Here is a 17,238-nt window from a genome sequence, read left to right as displayed (position 1 = left end):
TGACGCCCGCGCTGCCGGGGGCACCGGGACCGGGGAGGCCCCGGTGATCGGACGGCACCACGAGGGTCTGCGGCCCTTGTTCCGCAGAGGTGCCGTCCGGTCATCCCGCCCCCCGCGCCGGCTCAGCCGACCCAGAGCGCGACCCGATGGTCCTCGTCCGTGACGTAGAACGACAGTCCGTCCAGCTCCGCCACGCCCTCGACGTGGTGAAACGGGGCCAGGTCCGCCACCTGCTCCCCGACGAGCCGCCGCCCGTCGCCCGCCTCGCCACCGGTCAGCCGGAAGCGGACGTGTCGGGAGGTGACCTCACCCCCACCCGGATGGTCGTCGAGCAGTACCGACCCCTTGCCGAGCGCGTCGATCGAGCCGATCACGGCCGCGTACCCGCCGTCCGATGTCGGGGTGATCGCGCGGAAGCCGGTCAGCTCCCCCGGCGGAGTGACACCTGTCAACGCGTACGCGCCCAACGCCCGCGGCCACTCCCGCTCGGCAGTGAACATGCCCGGCACACCGGCCACCTCGACCAGGATCGGCTCACCGGCGTCGGTGACCGGAAAACGCAGCCCGAGCAGCACCGTCCCGGCCGGGGTGAACGCCGCGGCCTCCACGTTCAACGGCAGGTCGTCCCTGGCCAACCGGCTCACCCAGCTCTTCTCCCGGACGGTTCCCCGGGCCAGCGTCTCCACGATGAACCGTTCCCGCACCCGCTCCCCCGCCGGCAGGACTGTCAGCGGCGACGCGGCGAGAGCATCGTTCACCGCCCGGTGCAGCCGAAACGAGTTGCGTACCACGTGCACCGGCACCGGCCCGGCCGCCGCGTCGTCCTCACGGAACCGGGCCACGAAGGCGCGCCGAGGTCTCAGCGGGCCAGCCTTCGAGCCGAAGTGGGAGCCGAAGACGTACACCCAGCCGTCGTGGTGGGCGAGCGCCTCACCGTCCTCGGTCCGCCCGTTCTCCACACCAGCATCCGCCCGCACGTGCAGGGCCGTCCACTCCCCGTCGTCGCCCTCCAGCAGCAGCGCGAGGCAGCGCTCCACCGGCCCCTCGTCCAGCACGGTCCAGAAGCCCCGCCGGGCACCGTACGCCCGCAGCAGCGCCGCCGACCGCACCGGCAACAGATCGCTGGCCTCGTTACCGGCCACCACGAATTCGACGAGTCGCACTGTCACCGGGCCAGCGTACGGAGCACACGCTCGTACAGTGGCGGGGTGCCCGACACAGTGATTACCGGCCCGACCGCCCAGACGACCGACCCCGAGGTGTACAAGGCGCTGCACGCCGACGCCACCGCGTTGCTGGAGGGTTGGCAGCCGACCAGCCCGGACGCGGCCGGCGCGCGGGACCGGACCCTCGCGCTGCTCGCCGCCGGCCCGGTCGCGATGAGCCGGCAGCACCGCCCCGGGCATGTCACCGCCAGCGCGTTGGTGCTGGACTCCACCGGCTCCCGGGTGCTGCTCTGCCTGCACGTCAAGTTCGGGCGTTGGGTGCAGCTCGGCGGGCACTGCGAGCCGATTGACCAGACCCTGGTCGCCGCGGCGCTCCGCGAGGCCACCGAGGAGTCCGGGATCGCCGGCCTGCGCATCGACCCGGTGCCGATCGACGTGGACGTGCACCAGGTGCAGTGTCAGGGCGGCTCGGCGCACCACGACGTCCGGTTCGCGGTGATCGCCCCGCCCTCGGCTGTGGAGCAGGTCAGCGACGAGGCCGAGCAGCTGGGCTGGTTCCCACCGGACCAGCTGCCCGAGCCGCTGGCCGGCGGGACCGCCCACCTGATCGCACCGGGCCTCGCCGCCCTCAGACGTAGCCCTCTTCGCCTCGCTCCTTGAGCTCGTCGACCAGGGCCTTGACGTCCTGCGCCCGGTCGCGCGGGCAGACCAGCACCGCGTCCGGGGTGTCCACAACGATCAGGTCGCGCAGGCCGAGCACGGCCACCAACCGACCCGACTGCGGGACGACAACGAGGTTGCTGCTGTCCCGCAGCAGCACGCCCGGCTTGGCCTCGGTGCCGAGCACCACGTTGCCCGCGTCGTCGGTTGCCAGCACGTCGCCCAGGGTGTGGAAGTCACCGACGTCGTTCCAGCCGAAGTCGCCCGGCACCGTCGCCACCCGACCCGCAGTGGCCGCACCCTCCATCACCGCGTAGTCGACGGAGATCTTCGGCAGGGTCGGCCAGATCGCGCCCAGGACGTCGTCCTGCTCCGGGGTGCCCCAGGCGGCGGCGATCGCGGCGACGCCGGCGTGCAGCGCCGGCTGCTGGCGGGCCAGTTCGGCGAGGAAGACGTCCACCCGCCACACGAACATGCTCGCGTTCCACAGGTGCCGGCCCGAACGGACGTACGCCTCGGCGACCTCGGCGGCCGGCTTCTCCTTGAATTCGGTCACCGGCCGCCACGGCACACCCTCGGTCGGATCGCCGGTCTCCAGGTAGCCGTAGCCGGTCTCGGCGCGGGTCGGAGTGATCCCGACGGTCATCAGCATGCCCTGCTCGGCCCCGCGGACCGCCTCCTGAACAGTGCAGACCCAGCTGTCCGTGTCGCGGATCAGGTGGTCGGCCGCGAAGCTGCCCATCACCGCGTCCGGGTCCCGCGCCGAGATCACCGCGGCGGCCAACGCGATCGCCGCGCAGGAATCCCGGGGGGAGGGCTCGACCAGGATGTTCTCCTCCGGCAGCACTGTCAGCTGCCGTGCCACCGCCGCGACGTGCGCGGCACCGGTGACCACAAGGGTCCGATCCGGTGTGGTCAGCGGCGCGAGCCGTTCGACTGTCGCCTGAAGCAGCGAGGCGCTGGTGCCGGTCAGCGGGTGGAGGAACTTGGGATGGCCAGCGCGGGACAACGGCCACAACCTCGTGCCACTGCCACCTGCCGGAATGACCGCATAGAGCATCCGCACATCATGCCCGACGTACCTGCCCAAAGTGGCACGGGTCACCCGCAGTGGTGCGGAGGTCAGGAACGGGCGCGACTCCACGCCGCGATGTGCACCTCGGCGCTGGACTCCCAGGTGAACTCCTTGGCCCGGTCGAACCCCGCCTTCGCCAGCGACAACCGCCGCTGCTCGTCGTCGAGCAGGGCGGCCAGGTCGGCGCCGATCTGCTCCGGGTCCTCAGAGGTGTACGCGACAGCGTCGCCGCCCACCTCGGGCAGCGAGAGCCGGGGCGTGGTCAGCACCGGGGCGGCGCACGCCATCGCCTCCAGGATCGGCAGCCCGAACCCCTCGCCGTAGGACGGGTACGCGGCGACCAGGGCACCGCCGAGGAAACCTGGCAGGTCGGCGTAGCGCAGGTAGCCGGGGCGCAGCAGACGCAGGTGCGACGGCACCTCGGCCACCGCCCGGTCGATGTCCTCGTCGTGCCCCTGCCCACCGGCGATCACCAGGGCCGGCGGGTCGGCCCGGTCAGCCACCGCCCGCGCCCACCCACGGATCAGGTTGGGCACGTTCTTCCGAGGCTCCTTGGCACCGAGGAACGCGACGTAGCTGCTGTTGCCCAGCCCCAGACGCGCGCGTACCCGAGCCTTCTCCTCCTCGGTGGGAGCGTGGAAGGCAGCCTGGTCGACGCCGTGGTAGGCCACGTCGATCCGCGTCGGATCGGCGTCGAGCAGCCGGATCAGCTCGTCCCGGGTGGCCTTGCTGGGCACTATCACCCGGTCGGCGCGGCGCAGCGAGGTCTTGATGGCGCTGCGGAAGAACGTGCGGCGCGACTTGTCGTAATGCTCCGGCTCGGTGAAGAACGTCGCATCGTGCACGGTGACCGTGACCGGACACCCGGCCCGCAGCGGGCAGGTGTAGAAGGGCGAGTGCAGCACCTCTGCGCCCACCTGCTGGGCGAGCAGCGGCAGGCCGGTCTGCTCCCAGGCGAGCCGGGCCGGGCGGTGCGCCACGGCGGCCGGAGCCGGGATGATCTCCGCGCCGGGCAGCATGCGGGTGTACCGCTCCAGATCGGTGCGGAGGCTGACCACCGCCAGCTCCACCCCCGACCCGCACACCTTGCCGAGGGCGCCGAGCAGACCGTCGACGTATCGACCGACACCACCACGGTCGGTGGGGACACTCGTGGCGTCGATGAGCACGCGGGGCGGGCGACCGGCGGTCACGGGGCGACTCCTTGAACTGGCGGGCCTGTGGGGAACAACACTCCGGGGGTAAAGCCTACGCCGGGGCGCGGGGCCGACGCTGACTGCGACCCGACGGTACGCCGACTTGTCATCGTCATCGAGTACGGCCCGCACTGGCGTATCGTTCGCGCCGATGGCCGACAACATTGCCCGGGTGTTCGCCGACGCGATCGCGACCGACCCGACCCGACCGCTGCTCACCTGGTACGACGACGCCACCGGCGACCGCACCGAACTCTCCGGCGTCACGTTGGCGAACTGGGTGGCGAAGACCGCCAACCTCCTCGTCGACGAGGTCGGCCTCGCGCCGGGCACCCCGGCCGGCGTGCTGCTGCCGCCACACTGGCAGACCGCGGCGGTGCTGCTGGCCTGCTGGTCGGCCAAGCTGAGTGTCGTCGACACGCCGGGCGATGTGGGGGTGCTCTTCGCCGCCGTCGACCAGTTCGACGAGGCGCAGTCCTGGTCCGCAGACGAGCGGTACGCCCTCGGGTTGGCTCCGCTCGCCGCCCCGCTCCGGCAGGTGCCGCCCGGGTTCGCCGACTACGTCGTCGAGGTACGCGGGCACGGTGACCACTTCACGCCGCAATCCGGCCCCGGCCCCACCGACGCGCACCTGCTGGGTCGCGCCGAGGCCCGCGCCACCGAGTTGGGCATCCTCCCCGGCGCCCGGGTCCTCATCGACGCGGCCCGGTACCCCGACCCGGTCGACTGGCTGCTGGCCCCGCTGACCCGAGCCGCCACAGTGGTCCTCTGCGCCAACCAGGACCCGGCCCGCCTGGCCGCCAGGCTGACCGCAGAGAAAGTCACCCACCCCCTCCCCTGACCCTCCCCGCCCCACCCCCCTGCTCCCGCGATCTTGCAGTTCCGGTTGCCGAGATGCGCGGAATGCCCCTTATATCGCGACAGAAAGTGCAAGATCGCGGGGGTCAGGGCGGAGGTTAGGGGCGAGGACGGCGTTGGGCGAGGGCGGCGAAGGCGGTCAGGGACTCGGGGTTGACCAGGGCGCCCTTCGCTGCGGCCTGGTCGACAGGGGTGCCGGTGAGGATCTTCTTGACCGGCACCTCCAGCTTCTTCGCCGAGAGGGTGCGGGGCACCGAACGCACCTGGTGGATCTCGTCGGGCACGTGCCGGGGTGAGAGCGCCGTACGCAGTTCGCGGCAGATCTTCGCGCGCATCGGGTCGTCCAACTCCAGACCCTCGGCCAGCACCACGAAGAGCAGCAGCTCACCGGCGCCGCCCTCGTCGTCCTCCAGGTGCACGACCACCGAGTCGAGCACCTCGTCGAGCCCTTCCACCACCGAGTAGAACTCGGCGGTGCCGAGGCGCACCCCACCACGGTTGAGGGTGGCGTCGGAGCGGCCGGTGATCACGCAGCCACCCCGCTCGTTGATGGTGATCCAGTCACCGTGCCGCCAGACGCCCGGGTAGACGTCGAAGTACGCCTCCGCGTAACGGGTGCCGTCCGGGTCGTTCCAGAAGCCCACCGGCATGCTCGGCATCGGTTCGGTGATCACCAGCTCGCCGAGTTCGCCGATGACCGGCGTGCCGTCGGCGGAACGGGCCTCCACCTTGGCGCCCAACGCCCGGCAGGCGATCTCACCGGCGTACACCGGCAGCAGCGGCACCCCGCCGACGAAACCGGTGCACACGTCGGTGCCCCCGGAAAGCGACTGGAGCTGGACGTGGTCGCCGACGGTCTCGTACACCCAGCGGAAGCCCTCCGCGGGTAGCGGCGCACCGGTGGAACCCACGCCGCGCAGCGCCGACAGGTCGGCGACCTCCCGGGGGACCAACCCGGCCTTACGGCAGGCCAACAGGTACGGCGCGGAGGTGCCGAAGTACGTCGTGCCGGTCTCCGCCGCCAGCCGCCACAGCCCGCCGAGGTCAGGCTCAGCCGGCCGGCCGGGCTCCGCCCGGACCCCCGGGTTGCCGTCGAAGAGCACGATGGCCGCCCCCACCGCCGGGCCGGAGACCAGGAAGTTCCACATCATCCAGCCGGTGGTGGTGAACCAGAAGAAGCGGTCGGCCGGACCCAGGTCGTGGTGCAGCGCGAGCATCTTCAGGTGCTCCAGCAGGATGCCGCCGTGGCCGTGCACGATCGGCTTCGGCAGCCCTGTGGTGCCCGAGGAGTACAGCACGTAGAGCGGGTGGTCGAACGGCACCGGCGTGAACGTCAACGGCTCGTCGGTGGGCGCGGCCAGCTCGGCCCAGCCCAGCGCGCCCTCGGGTGCGGGGGCCGCCGGGTCGAGGTAGCCGATGCTGACGGTGTGGCGCAACGACGGCAGGGCGGCCCGGATCGCCGCGACCTCGGCACGCCGGTCCACCGGCTTGTCGCCGTACCGGTAGCCGTCCACTGCGACCAGCACCGTCGGTTCGATCTGCTGCCAACGGTCAGTGACGCTACGGGTGCCGAACTCGGGGGCGCAGGACGAGAAGATCGCGCCGAGGCTGGCGGTGGCCAGCAGCAGGACGTACGTCTCGGCGATGTTCGGGGCGTACGCCGCCACCCGGTCACCGGCGGTGACGCCGAGCCGGCGCAGCCCGGCCGACACCCGGCGGACCTGCTCGCGCAGCTCAGCGGCGGTCAGCGTGACCGGCGCCCGGGTCTGCCCGTGCGCGATGACCACCGGGTCGTCGTCGGCGCGGCCCGGCATCCGCAGCACGTTCTCGGCGTAGTTGAGCGTGGCGTCGGGGAACCAGCGGGCGCCGGGCATCCCCCGCTCGGCCAGGGTGGCGGTCGGCGGGGTGTGCGCGATCACCTCGAAGTGGTCCCAGATCGAGCGCCAGAACCCGTCCAGATCGGTGGTGGACCAGCGCCACAGCGCGTCGTAGTCGGCGAAGTCCAACCCGCGGTGCTCCCGCAGCCAGCGCAGGTAGGCACCGATCCGGGACCGCTGACGTACGTCCGCCGGCGGCGTCCACAGCATGTCACCCACTGCTCCACCCTCCCCCTGGCCCGACACGACACTGTGACTGGGCCGTGGCGCCATCTTGCCCTACCTCGAAGCGCCATTCTGCGCACCGGGTAGGTCGACCGACGCGTGCCCGTCCCACACTCCGACCCGCCACCTCATGTGGGTCAGCCGGCGCGGTGGGCCTGGATGGCACGGCGGCGGGCGAGGCGGTGCGCGCGGCGGATCTCCGCCTCCTTGTACCGGCGCTCGTCCTCCGCCGTCTCCGGCAGCACCGGGCGGACCGCCCGCGGCGCCCCGCCCACGTCCACGCCGACGAACACCAGGTACGCGGTGGCCACCCGAACCGGCGCGTCCTCGGCCGAGTCCCACCGTTCGGCGACCACCCGTACGCCCACCTCCATGGACGTCTGGCCGGTCCAGTTCACCTGGGCGTGCGCGTGCACCAGGTCGCCGACCCGGACCGCCTCGGAGAAGACGATCTCGTCGATCGCCGCTGTCACCGCGGTCCCGCCGCTGTGTCGGGCGGCAGCGGCCCCGGCCACGTCGTCAACGAACTTCATCAGAACCCCGCCGTGCACGGTGCCGTAGAGGTTGACGTCCACCGCGGTCATGATCTTGCTGAGAGTGACGCGCGAGTACGACGTCGGCTTGCCGGTTGGAGCGGCGGAGAGGTGCTCAGTCATGTCGAAAACGGTACGGTGCGCGGATGCGACATCTCTGGAGCTTCCTCGCCGGGCTGGTGGTGGCGCCCATCACCTGGGTGCTGGTCACACTGGGGCAGGACGGGTCGAGCCGGACGGTCGACCGCTGGGTGGAGATCGGCACGTTCAACACCGCCAACCTGATCGAGCCGGCCGTGTACCTCGGTGTCGGCGGTGTCCTGCTGGGCCTGCTCGGCACGCTGCGCTTCTCGCCGTTGGGCCCGTTGGTGGCCGGTGCGCTGCTGGTCACCCCGTACATCGGGATGTTCGTGGCGCCCTTCTCGGTGCGGGACGCGATCCCGCACGAGTGGAAGGTGTTCGGCGATCCGTTGCCGCTGCGACTGCCAGTGGAGAACGGCACGCTCTTCCTGCTCGGCCTGCTGCTGCTGATGGCGACCTTCAGCCAACAGCGTTGGCGGCAGTGGCCGAGCCCGGCGACCGAACCCGCTGCGGCACCCACCCCCGCCTCGGACGGAGGCCCCCGCAACGACGACTTCACGTTGACCGACTGGCCGGCCCCCGCGCCTGCCGAGCGTGACACCACGCCCCTCACTCTGGGTTACCCGGCCGACTCGACGCCGACCGAGCCGCTGCCCCGCCGGGTGGGTGGCGAATCACCCTGGTCCGCCCCACCGCGCGGCCAACCGCGCCCCGAGGACACCACCGAGATCCGCTGATCGTCGGGGCGGGCCGGTGAACCGGCCCGCCCCTTTCGTCTCTTCCGGGCTGGTGCAGCGCGACCGCTCTTTTGGCTGGTGCAGCGCGACCGCTCTTCCGGGCTAGTGCAGCGCGACCGCCAGATCCGGGTCGACGCTGCCGAGGCTGGCACGGGGAACCACGAGGAGCATGACGATCAACGCGGCGGCCATGCCACCCGCTATGACGATCGCCATCGGTACGCTCCCGGTGCCGAACAGACCGGCCAGTGGCGCCGACACCGCGCCGATGCCGAACTGCACCGCGCCGAGCAGCGCCGCAGCGGTGCCAGCGGCCTCGCTGTGCCGGCTCATGGCCAGCGCCGGCGCGTTCGGCAGGGCCAGGCCGGCGGCGGCCAGGACCAGCCACAGTGACGCGAGCAGCGTGCCCAGGCCGCCGACGCCGGTCGCCGCGAACATGATCAGCAGCAGGCCGGCCGCCGTTCCGGCGATCAGGGCGCTGACCAGAATCTGCTGCGGGGTGTAGCGGCGCAGCAGCCGAACGTTGAACTGGGTGGCACCGATCAGGCCCACCGCGCCGGCCCCGAAGGCGATGCCGAACTGCTGCTCGTCGAGGCCGTACTCCTGCTGGAGCACGAACGACGAACCCGAGACGTACGCGAACAGGGCCGCCATCGCCAGCCCGGCGACCAGCACCAGGCCGACGAACGCCCGGTCGTTGACCAACCCCCGGTAGTCGCGCAGTGTGGCGCGTACCCCGCCGTGCCGCCGACGCGCCACCGGAAGGGTCTCCGGGAGCCGGAGAGCGGCCACGACGATCAGCAGCGCGCCCAGCACCGCCAGCGCCGCGAAGACGCCCCGCCAGTCAGTCCAGCTCAGCAGGGCGCTGCCCAGCGTCGGCGCGAGGATGGGCGCCAGGCCCATGACGAGCATCAGCCGGGAGAAGATCCGGGCGAAGGAGGCCCCGCTGAACAGGTCGCGGACCACTGCCGTCGCGACCACTGTGGCGGCGGCGACGCCGAGCCCCTGGAGTACGCGCAGCCCGCCGAGCACACCGATGTTGGGCGCGAAGACGCACAGCACGGACGCCACGATGTGCGCGGCCAGCCCGGCCAGCAGCGGCACCCGCCGCCCGACCACGTCGGAGAGCGGCCCGATCAGCAGTTGGCCCAGCGCGAGGCCGACCAGCGTGCCGGTCAGCGTCAACTGCACAGCGGTCTCGGTGGTCTCCAGGCCCGCCGTGATGGCGGGTAGCGCGGGCAGGTACATGTCGATGGTCAACGGCCCGATCGCGATCAACGCGCCCAGCACGAGGACGAGTTGTGCCCGCTGACGGTTGGTCATCAGGTCGCCGGGCAGCACTTCTTGCGCGACGGCGGAATCGCGTCCGGTCTTCTCCACCAACTGCTTCATCATCTCGATCTCTCTGCGGGGCGCGTCGTCACCAGCGGCGGCGCGGGGCGTCACCGCGACCGCGTGGACGTGGCGGCACGGTGTGGGATGCCCGACGGTGGGCAGCGTTGATGTGACGAGGCAGGGTCGTGGCGGGGGCGGCCGGGTGGGGCGATGATCCGAGGGTGATCCTCTCGCTCGGCAACACCTCAGTGGCGGGTGACGTTCCCGGTGTGTGGGGAGTCACCCCGCCCCGCCCACCCGATCCGAATGTGACCGGGGTCACAGCAGGATCAGAACCGGGGTCGGGGTACGCGTCGTCTTGCCTGATGTGAGACGAAGTCTGGACGGGCTCGACGAGGGTGAACTCCTTCGCCGCGTCGCTCGGGGGGACCGGCGCGCGTTCGACGCGCTGTACCGGCGTACCGCCCCGTGGTTGACAGCGCGACTGCGTCGACGCTGCGCCGACGAGGACGTGGTGGCCGAGGTGTTGCAGGAGACGTACCTGGCGGTCTGGCGGTCGGCCGGCAGCCAGGCTCAGTCCTCCACCTCCGGCAGCGCTGTGGGCTGGCTGTGGACGATCGCCGCGCACCGGCTGATCGACGCGTTCCGCCACCGGGCCCGACGGGAGCGGGTCCCGACGGTGCAGACCTTCGAGACGGTGGCCCCGGCGGCCGAGGACGAGGCGCTGGCCGGCGGGATGGACGCCAACCTGGAGCGTGCCCTACACGAGTTGCCGGCGGAACTCCGTCAGGTGCTGCGTTCGATGGTCCTCGACGGGTTGACCGCGCGGGAGACCGCTCTGCTGCTCGGCATGCCGGAGGGGACCGTGAAGACCCGGGCCCGACGGGCCCGAATCGCCCTCCGGGAGGCGCTGTCATGACCACTCACCCGACGCCCACCCTGATCTCCCAGTACGCCTCCGGTGCTGCCGGTGTCGACGACACCACCATCTGGGCGGTCGAGGCGCACCTGGAGACCTGCGCCGCCTGCCGAGCGGTGCTCACGGACGCCGTCGACCCGGGCACCCGGGACCTGCTGGACCGGGTGGCCGACGGCATCGCCACCGGAATCGCCACCGGCCCGCCCCCGGTGCCCCGTCGCCGGCTGCTGCGCACCGGGCTCGCCGCCCGGGTGCTGCCCTGGCTGGTCACCGCCACCGGGTTGATGCTGGCCGCGGTCCTGTTCGAGTGGACGTTCAACAGCCTGCCGTCGCTGGTGCTGCTGATCGCGCCGGTGGCGCCGCTGCTGCCGGTGGCCGCGGTCTGGAGCCGGCGCCTCGACCCGGCCTGGGAACTGACGGCCACGATGCCCCGCACCGGCCTGCCGCTGCTGATGCGCCGCACGTTGGCGGTGCTGTCGACGGTCATACCGGTACTGGCGGTGGCGGGCTGGGTCACCGGTCACTCCCCCGGCCTCTGGTTGCTGCCCGCCCTGGGGTTCACCGCCGGCGCGTTGGCGCTGGGCACCGTGGTGGGGGTTGACCGCGCCGCACTCGCGTTGACCGTCGTCTGGTCCACCGGTGTGGTCGTGCCGAGCCTCGCCGACGGGCGACTTCCGACGGTCCTCAGCGGCGGCAGCCTGCCGGGGTGGGCGCTCGCCACAGTGGCGCTGACGGCCGTCGTACTCGTTCGAGCCTGGCGACGGCCGCACGAACCGCACCAGAACCTTCTGCACCGATGACGAGATCGAGCCACTGCCGAATGGAGAGATCATGATGCGTACGGTCAGCGTGGCCGAGACCGCCCCGTCCACCTACGCGTGGGCGGTGCACGCCGAGAAGTTGCAGGTCCGGGCCGGCCGGCACCTCGCCGTCGACCAGCTCGACCTGAGGTTGGGCACCGGTGTGCACGGACTGCTCGGCCCCAACGGCGCCGGCAAGACGACGTTGATGCGAGCCCTGGCCACCGTGCTGAAGCCGGCCGGTGGGCGGCTGACCCTGCTCGGCGGCGAGGTCACCGGCAACGCCGACCTCCGCCAGGTACGCCGCGGCCTGGGCTACCTGCCGCAGCACTTCGGCTTCTACCCGCGCTTCACGGTCCGGGAGTTCGTCGAGTACATCGCCTGGCTCAAGGAGATGCCGAAGGCTGTCATCCCTGGCGCGGTCCAGCGGGCCGTCGAACGGGTGGGCCTGACGGACCGCGCCGACTCCCGGATGAAGACACTGTCCGGCGGGATGCTGCGCCGCGCCGGCATCGCCCAGGCGATCGTCAACGACCCGGCGGTGCTGCTGCTCGACGAGCCGACTGTCGGCCTGGACCCGGAGCAGCGCCTCGACTTCCGCGAGCTGCTGCGGGAGATCGGCCTGGACAGCTGCGTACTCGTCTCCACCCACCTGGTCGAGGACGTCGCGGTGGCCTGCTCCGACGTGGTGCTGATCAGTGAGGGCCGGTTGGTGTGGCAGGGCACCACGGGCCAGTTGACCGAGCAGGGCGGGGCCGGCGACGCCGGTGACAGCGCCGCCGAACGTGGCTACTCGTCGGTGCTGCGCGCCTACCGTGAGCGGGTGTCGGCATGACGGGACGCATCCTCCGCATCGAACTGCGCCGCTCGGCGGCGCTGGGCACCGCCCTGTTGATACTGGTGAGCGGCGCGGCGTTGCTGCTGACGTCCACCCAGTTCTTCGCGGGGCGCTGGATGCAGCTGGCGGTGATGGCCCGGTCGCTGCTGATGGTGCTGCTGCCGCTCGCGCTGGCCGGCGGGGCGTGGATGGGCCGGCGCGACGCGCGCCACCGCGTCAACGAGCTGTTCGCCAGCACCGTGCGTCCTCGGTGGCAGCGCGTCGCCCCGACCGCCGGCGCTCTCGCGGTCTCGGTGGTGACCGCGTACCTCCTGGCCTTCCTCATCGCGGCCGGATGGGTGGTGCCGACGTCGAACTACTTCCCGAGCGCGACGATCGTCGTCGTCGCGGTCGGCATTCCGGCGCTGATCGCCGCTGGTTGGCTGGGCATGGCCGCCGGCCGAGCCGTACCCCGGGTGATCACCGCGCCGGTCCTCGCCGTGGTCGGCTTCGTCCTGGTGGGGCTGGTGCCGGAGTTGGCCACGTCGCCAGCCACGGGCCCGGGCCTCACGCAACTCCCCCCGGAGCCGGCGGCCGTGCTACTCGTGCCGGCGATCACCGGCCTGGACGACTTCCAGACGATCGCGACGCGGGTCAGCCTGCTCCAGGCGCTGTGGCTGGTGTCCCTCGCCGCGACCGGCCTGCTGCTGCTCGGCGCGGTGCGGCGCCGCGCGATCGCGTTCGCAGTGCTGCCGGCGCTGCTCGGCGTCGCGGTAGCGCTGCCGCTCCTGCCCGTCGGCGGAATCCGCGGGGCGGCTGTCGTCGACCCGGTCGCCATCGAGCTGGTCTGCGACAACGACGGCCCGCAGGTCTGCGTGACGCGGGCACACGCCGGGCTGCTGCCCGCCGTCGTCGGCCCCGCCCGCCAGGCACTCGACATGATGGCGGCGAAGCTGCCCAACGCACCGGTCCGGGCGGTGGAGACCCAACAGGTCACCTACTGGGGGCAGCCGGACCTGGATGCCCTGCCGGCCCGGCACTCCGCCGACACGATCGTCTTCGACACCCCCACCATCGACCGCGTCGGCCGCGCCGACCTGTCCGGCGACTACTTCCTGCCGTCCCTGCTGGAGGCCGCCTGGCAGCAGGAGTGCGGCGACCAGTCGATTCGGGGCGACGTGTACCGGGCCCGGATGGTCGCCGCCGCCTGGCTGACCGGTCGACCGCCGGCCCCGCAGACCGGATGGGCACCAGAGGAGATGACGCTGCTGAAGAGCGCGTACCAGTCGCTGGTGAGCCTGCCGGAGGTCGAGCAACGACGTCGGATGGCGGCGGTACGCGAGAGTGTGCTGGCCTGCCGGGACGACGAGCTGGTGGCGATCCTGCCGGGAGATCAGCAGTGAGGTGGCTTCAGCTTCACCTGCGCTCCCGCCGGGTGCCCGTCGCCCTGACCACCGCGACCTCGTTGATCGCGCTGACCTGGGCCCTGTCGCTGGCCTACACCGACTCCACGACGATCAGCGCAAGGACGGCCAGCCTCGTCATCATGCTGGCGGTGGTCGCTGTCGGCACCACCCTCAACGGCGCCGACGACGCCCTGGACCACACGATGGCGGTCAATTGGCCGGTACGCCGTGCCGGGCACCTGCTGCTCGCCGCCGCCGCGATCACCGGGCTGCTGTCCCTCAGCATGATCACCGACACGCGCTACGAACCGTTCTCCCTCGTGCTGCGCAACACTGCGGGGCTGCTCGGGCTCACCGCGCTCGGCGCCACGGTGCTGGGTGCCGCCCTGGCCTGGATCGCCCCACTGATCTGGACCCTCATCGCGGTGCTGCCGATGATGGGGCCCAGCCAGGATCTGAAGATGCAGGTTGTCGGCTGGCTGATCCAACCCGCCGGGACCACCAGCGCCACCGCGTGCGCGGCCATCCTGGCGGTGACGGGTCTGCTGGCGTACGCCCTGCGGGGTTGCCCCGTGCGGCCGGTGAGCGAGACGGCCCCCAACCGGTGACGGGCGTTCCGGTGCTCCGGGATCCCGGAGCACCGGAACCCGACCTAGACGACGTCGGCGAGCAGTTGCCGGGCCATGACGATCCGCTGGACCTGGTTGGTGCCCTCGTAGATCTGGGTGATCTTGGCGTCCCGCATCATCCGCTCGACCGGGTAGTCCCGCGTGTAGCCGTAGCCGCCGAGCAACTGCACAGCGTCGGTGGTGATCTCCATGGCGGCGTCGGAGGCGAAGCACTTCGCCGCCGCGCCGAAGTAGGTGAGATCCGCGTCGCCACGCTCCGACTTGCCGGCGGCCGCGTACGTGAGCTGCCGGGCCGCCTCGAGCTTCATGCCCATGTCGGCCAGCATGAACTGGATCCCCTGGAACTCGGCGACCGCCTTGCCGAACTGGCGACGCTCCGCCACGTACCCCTTGGCGTAGTCGAGCGCGCCCTGCGCGATCCCGACGGCCTGCGCGGCGATGGTGACCCGGGTGTGGTCCAGGGTCTTCATCGCTGTCGCGAAGCCGGTGCCCTCCGCGCCGATCATCCGGTCGGCCGGGATCCGCACGTTGTCGAGGTAGACCTCGCGGGTGGGCGAGCCCTTGATGCCGAGCTTCTTCTCCGGCGCGCCGAAGCTCACCCCGGCATCGGACTTCTCGACCACGAAGGCCGAGATGCCCCGGGACCGGGCGGACGGGTCGGTGACGGCGAAGACCGTGTAGAACTCGGACACCCCTGCGTTGGTGATCCAGCGCTTCACACCGTTGAGCACCCAGTGATCCCCGTCACGCACCGCCCTGGTGGTCATGGACACCGCGTCGCTGCCCGCCTCCGGCTCGGAGAGGCAGTACGAGAACATCGCGTCACCGGCCGCGACCGGCGTCAGGTAGCGAGTCTTGAGATCGGCGGAACCGGACAACAACAGCGGCATCGTGCCGAGTTTGTTCACCGCCGGGATCAGCGAGGAGGACGCGCAGGCGCGGGCCACCTCCTCGATGACGATGGCGGTGGCCAGCGCGTCCGCGCCCGCGCCCCCGTACTCCTCGGGGATGTGCGGTGCGTGGAAGTCGGCCGCTCGGAGCGCGTCGTAGGACGCCTTGGGGAACTCCCCCGTCTCGTCGGCCTCCGCGGCGTGCGGCGCCACCTTCGCGGCGCAGACCTCTCGCACGGCTTCCCGGATCGCCTGGTGCTCCTCGGGCAACCGGTAGACGTCGAACGACTCCCCTGCGGCCATCTCGACCCTCCCCTTCACCACTATCATGCGCAGTCTGTGACGACTCCTGACCGCCGACCGCGCAGACTGAAGACTAGCGACTGCAGTTCAGGTGATGTTACCGGCGCGTAGGTATGGGCAGGACGGTGCACCTAACGCGCTCAGCGATGATGGAGATTGAGACAGTGAGCCACCCTCCGGTGCCCCGCCCAGGCGCCGCAGCAGAATGCGACGCGACGACGCGACGCCAGCGCGAGCGGAGAAGACAGGCGTGACGATCCCCTACCCCACCATCCAGCCGACCCCCGCCATCGCCGCGGTGACCCCGCCCTCGGGCGCACCCCGGCCGCGGGTGACGTTCCTTGGGACTGGTTACCTCGGTGCGACGTACGCCATCTGCTACGCCGAACTGGGCTACGAGGTTCTCGGGTTCGACGTCGACGCCGACAAGATCGCGATGCTGAACGCCGGTCAGGTGCCGATCCACGAGCCGGGCCTGGACGAGCTGCTCCGACGCAACCTCGCCGCCGGCCGCCTCCGGTTCAGCACCGACATCGCCGAGACCGCCGAGTTCGGTGACGTGCACTTCATCTGCGTGGGCACCCCGCAGCGGGCCGACGGCATGGGCGCCGACCTGTCGTACGTCGAGGCGTCGGTCACCAGCCTCGCGCAGCACCTGACCCGCAAGGCGTTGATCGTCGGCAAGTCCACCGTGCCGGTCGGCACCGCCGAGTGGGTCGAGCAGCTCGTCGGCAAGCACACGCCGGACGACCTGAACGTCGAGGTGGCGTGGAGCCCCGAGTTCCTCCAGGAGGGCTTCGCCGTCGACGACGTCCTGCGGCCCAACCGGATCGTGGTCGGCGTCAAGAGCGAGTGGGCCAACGGCATGCTCTACGCCGCACACAAGGGCGTGTTCGACCTGGCCGCCACCGAGGACCGCGAGGTACCCCTCGTGGTTACCGACTTCTCCACCGCCGAGCTGGTCAAGGTCGCCGCGAACGCCTTCCTGGCCACCAAGATCTCCTTCATCAACGCGATGGCCGAGGTCTGCGAGGCGTCCGGTGGCGACGTCACCCAACTGGCCCGCGCGATCGGCTACGACCCGCGCATCGGCAACCGGTTCCTCCAGGCCGGCCTCGGCTTCGGAGGCGCCTGCCTGCCCAAGGACATCCGGGCCTTCCAGGCCCGCGCCCAGGAGCTGGGTGCCGGCGAGGCGCTGCGCTTCCTGCACGAGGTCGACCTGATCAACCTGCGTCGGCGTACCCGGGTGCTCCAGCTCGCCGCGGACCTGCTCGGCCGCCGCTCCGGCCCGGCCGGCCCGGACTTCTCCGGCACCCGGATCGCCGTGCTCGGTGCCACCTTCAAGCCCAACACCGACGACGTCCGCGACGCCCCGGCGCTCGCCGTCGCCGCGCTGCTGCACAAGGCCGGCGCCGACGTGCACGTGTACGACCCGCAGGGCACCGAGAACGCCCGCCGCGCGGTCCCCGAGTTGACCTACGAGAGCAGCATCAACGAGGCGGTCAACGAGGCCGACCTGGTCTGCGTCCTCACCGAGTGGGCCGACTTCCGCAACGCTGATCCGGTCGCCCTCGGCGAGTTGGTGAAGGGTCGCAAGGTCGTCGACGGCCGCAACTGCCTCGACCCGGCACTGTGGGCCCAGGCGGGCTGGGAGTACCGGGGCATGGGTCGCCCCTGACCCAACCGACGCATCACCGGCCGGCAATCGAGCATCTCGGTGGCCGGCCGGTG

At 71.7% G+C, this 17,238-nt stretch carries 16 protein-coding genes; 9 read left to right on the top strand and 7 right to left on the bottom strand.

Annotated elements, in window-relative coordinates; translation table 11 throughout:
- Positions 1-122: 122 nt before the first annotated feature.
- Positions 123-1,169 (bottom strand): hypothetical protein, encoded by a 1,047-nt coding sequence (locus tag AB0B98_RS17330; RefSeq protein WP_357363693.1) that lies wholly within the window; start codon positions 1,167-1,169, stop codon positions 123-125.
- Positions 1,170-1,259: 90 nt separating this feature from the next.
- On the opposite strand from AB0B98_RS17330, the gene AB0B98_RS17325 reads away from it, so the two are divergent.
- Entirely contained in the window at positions 1,260-1,826 is a 567-nt protein-coding gene (locus AB0B98_RS17325; RefSeq protein WP_357363928.1) for an NUDIX domain-containing protein, read from the top strand.
- Here AB0B98_RS17325 and AB0B98_RS17320 read toward each other — a convergent pair.
- On the bottom strand, positions 1,795-2,886 hold the full coding sequence (locus AB0B98_RS17320) for a sugar phosphate nucleotidyltransferase (protein ID WP_357363927.1): 1,092 nt from the start codon (positions 2,884-2,886) through the stop codon (positions 1,795-1,797). The two genes, AB0B98_RS17325 and AB0B98_RS17320, sit on opposite strands and share 32 nt — an antisense overlap.
- A 62-nt stretch (positions 2,887-2,948) precedes the next feature.
- Positions 2,949-4,094 (bottom strand): glycosyltransferase family 1 protein, encoded by a 1,146-nt coding sequence (locus tag AB0B98_RS17315; protein ID WP_357363691.1) that lies wholly within the window; start codon positions 4,092-4,094, stop codon positions 2,949-2,951.
- Positions 4,095-4,248: 154 nt separating this feature from the next.
- Between AB0B98_RS17315 and AB0B98_RS17310 the strand changes: the two genes are divergently transcribed.
- A complete protein-coding gene (locus tag AB0B98_RS17310; RefSeq protein WP_357363689.1) occupies positions 4,249-4,938 on the top strand; it encodes a TIGR03089 family protein in 690 nt (229 codons plus the stop codon).
- 115 nt (positions 4,939-5,053) lie between these two features.
- Here the strand turns inward: AB0B98_RS17310 and AB0B98_RS17305 are convergent, their stop codons facing one another.
- Positions 5,054-7,051: an acetoacetate--CoA ligase gene (locus AB0B98_RS17305; protein WP_357363687.1), complete on the bottom strand. Its 1,998-nt coding sequence runs from the start codon at positions 7,049-7,051 to the stop codon at positions 5,054-5,056.
- A gap of 143 nt (positions 7,052-7,194) precedes the next feature.
- Complete coding sequence (locus AB0B98_RS17300; RefSeq protein ID WP_091394150.1) at positions 7,195-7,713, bottom strand: hotdog domain-containing protein; 519 nt, start codon at positions 7,711-7,713, stop codon at positions 7,195-7,197.
- A 23-nt stretch (positions 7,714-7,736) separates the two neighbouring features.
- On the opposite strand from AB0B98_RS17300, the gene AB0B98_RS17295 reads away from it, so the two are divergent.
- Positions 7,737-8,408 carry a hypothetical protein gene (locus AB0B98_RS17295; RefSeq protein WP_357363685.1) on the top strand — a complete coding sequence of 224 codons (672 nt, stop codon included), beginning with the start codon at positions 7,737-7,739 and terminating at the stop codon, positions 8,406-8,408.
- 102 nt (positions 8,409-8,510) lie between these two features.
- Here the strand turns inward: AB0B98_RS17295 and AB0B98_RS17290 are convergent, their stop codons facing one another.
- Entirely contained in the window at positions 8,511-9,731 is a 1,221-nt protein-coding gene (locus AB0B98_RS17290; protein ID WP_357363925.1) for a multidrug effflux MFS transporter, read from the bottom strand.
- A 379-nt stretch (positions 9,732-10,110) separates the two neighbouring features.
- Between AB0B98_RS17290 and AB0B98_RS17285 the strand changes: the two genes are divergently transcribed.
- Genes AB0B98_RS17285 through AB0B98_RS17265 form a run of 5 tightly spaced genes read left to right on the top strand, consistent with a single transcriptional unit; the run spans position 10,111 to position 14,293 of the window.
- Positions 10,111-10,662: an RNA polymerase sigma factor gene (locus AB0B98_RS17285; protein ID WP_357363684.1), complete on the top strand. Its 552-nt coding sequence runs from the start codon at positions 10,111-10,113 to the stop codon at positions 10,660-10,662.
- A complete protein-coding gene (locus tag AB0B98_RS17280) occupies positions 10,659-11,462 on the top strand; it encodes a zf-HC2 domain-containing protein (protein ID WP_357363682.1) in 804 nt (267 codons plus the stop codon). The genes AB0B98_RS17285 and AB0B98_RS17280 overlap by 4 nt, the downstream gene beginning before the upstream one ends.
- 34 nt (positions 11,463-11,496) lie before the next feature.
- Positions 11,497-12,297: an ABC transporter ATP-binding protein gene (locus AB0B98_RS17275; protein WP_357363923.1), complete on the top strand. Its 801-nt coding sequence runs from the start codon at positions 11,497-11,499 to the stop codon at positions 12,295-12,297.
- Complete coding sequence (locus AB0B98_RS17270; protein WP_357363681.1) at positions 12,294-13,682, top strand: hypothetical protein; 1,389 nt, start codon at positions 12,294-12,296, stop codon at positions 13,680-13,682. Before AB0B98_RS17275 ends, AB0B98_RS17270 begins: the two co-directional genes overlap by 4 nt.
- Positions 13,679-14,293 (top strand): hypothetical protein, encoded by a 615-nt coding sequence (locus tag AB0B98_RS17265; RefSeq protein WP_238666644.1) that lies wholly within the window; start codon positions 13,679-13,681, stop codon positions 14,291-14,293. Before AB0B98_RS17270 ends, AB0B98_RS17265 begins: the two co-directional genes overlap by 4 nt.
- Before the next feature lie 44 nt (positions 14,294-14,337).
- Here the strand turns inward: AB0B98_RS17265 and AB0B98_RS17260 are convergent, their stop codons facing one another.
- A complete protein-coding gene (locus AB0B98_RS17260; protein WP_238666645.1) occupies positions 14,338-15,507 on the bottom strand; it encodes an acyl-CoA dehydrogenase family protein in 1,170 nt (389 codons plus the stop codon).
- 250 nt (positions 15,508-15,757) lie between these two features.
- Here AB0B98_RS17260 and AB0B98_RS17255 point away from each other — a divergent pair, with 250 nt between their 5' ends.
- Positions 15,758-17,185: a UDP-glucose/GDP-mannose dehydrogenase family protein gene (locus AB0B98_RS17255; RefSeq protein WP_357363678.1), complete on the top strand. Its 1,428-nt coding sequence runs from the start codon at positions 15,758-15,760 to the stop codon at positions 17,183-17,185.
- Positions 17,186-17,238 lie beyond the last annotated feature (53 nt).

The sequence above is a fragment of the Micromonospora sp. NPDC048947 genome (assembly GCF_040649495.1).
Taxonomy (GTDB): domain Bacteria; phylum Actinomycetota; class Actinomycetes; order Mycobacteriales; family Micromonosporaceae; genus Micromonospora; species Micromonospora alfalfae.
The sequence above is the reverse complement of the archived record's forward strand: the minus strand, read 5'-3'. Positions and strand labels throughout refer to the sequence as shown.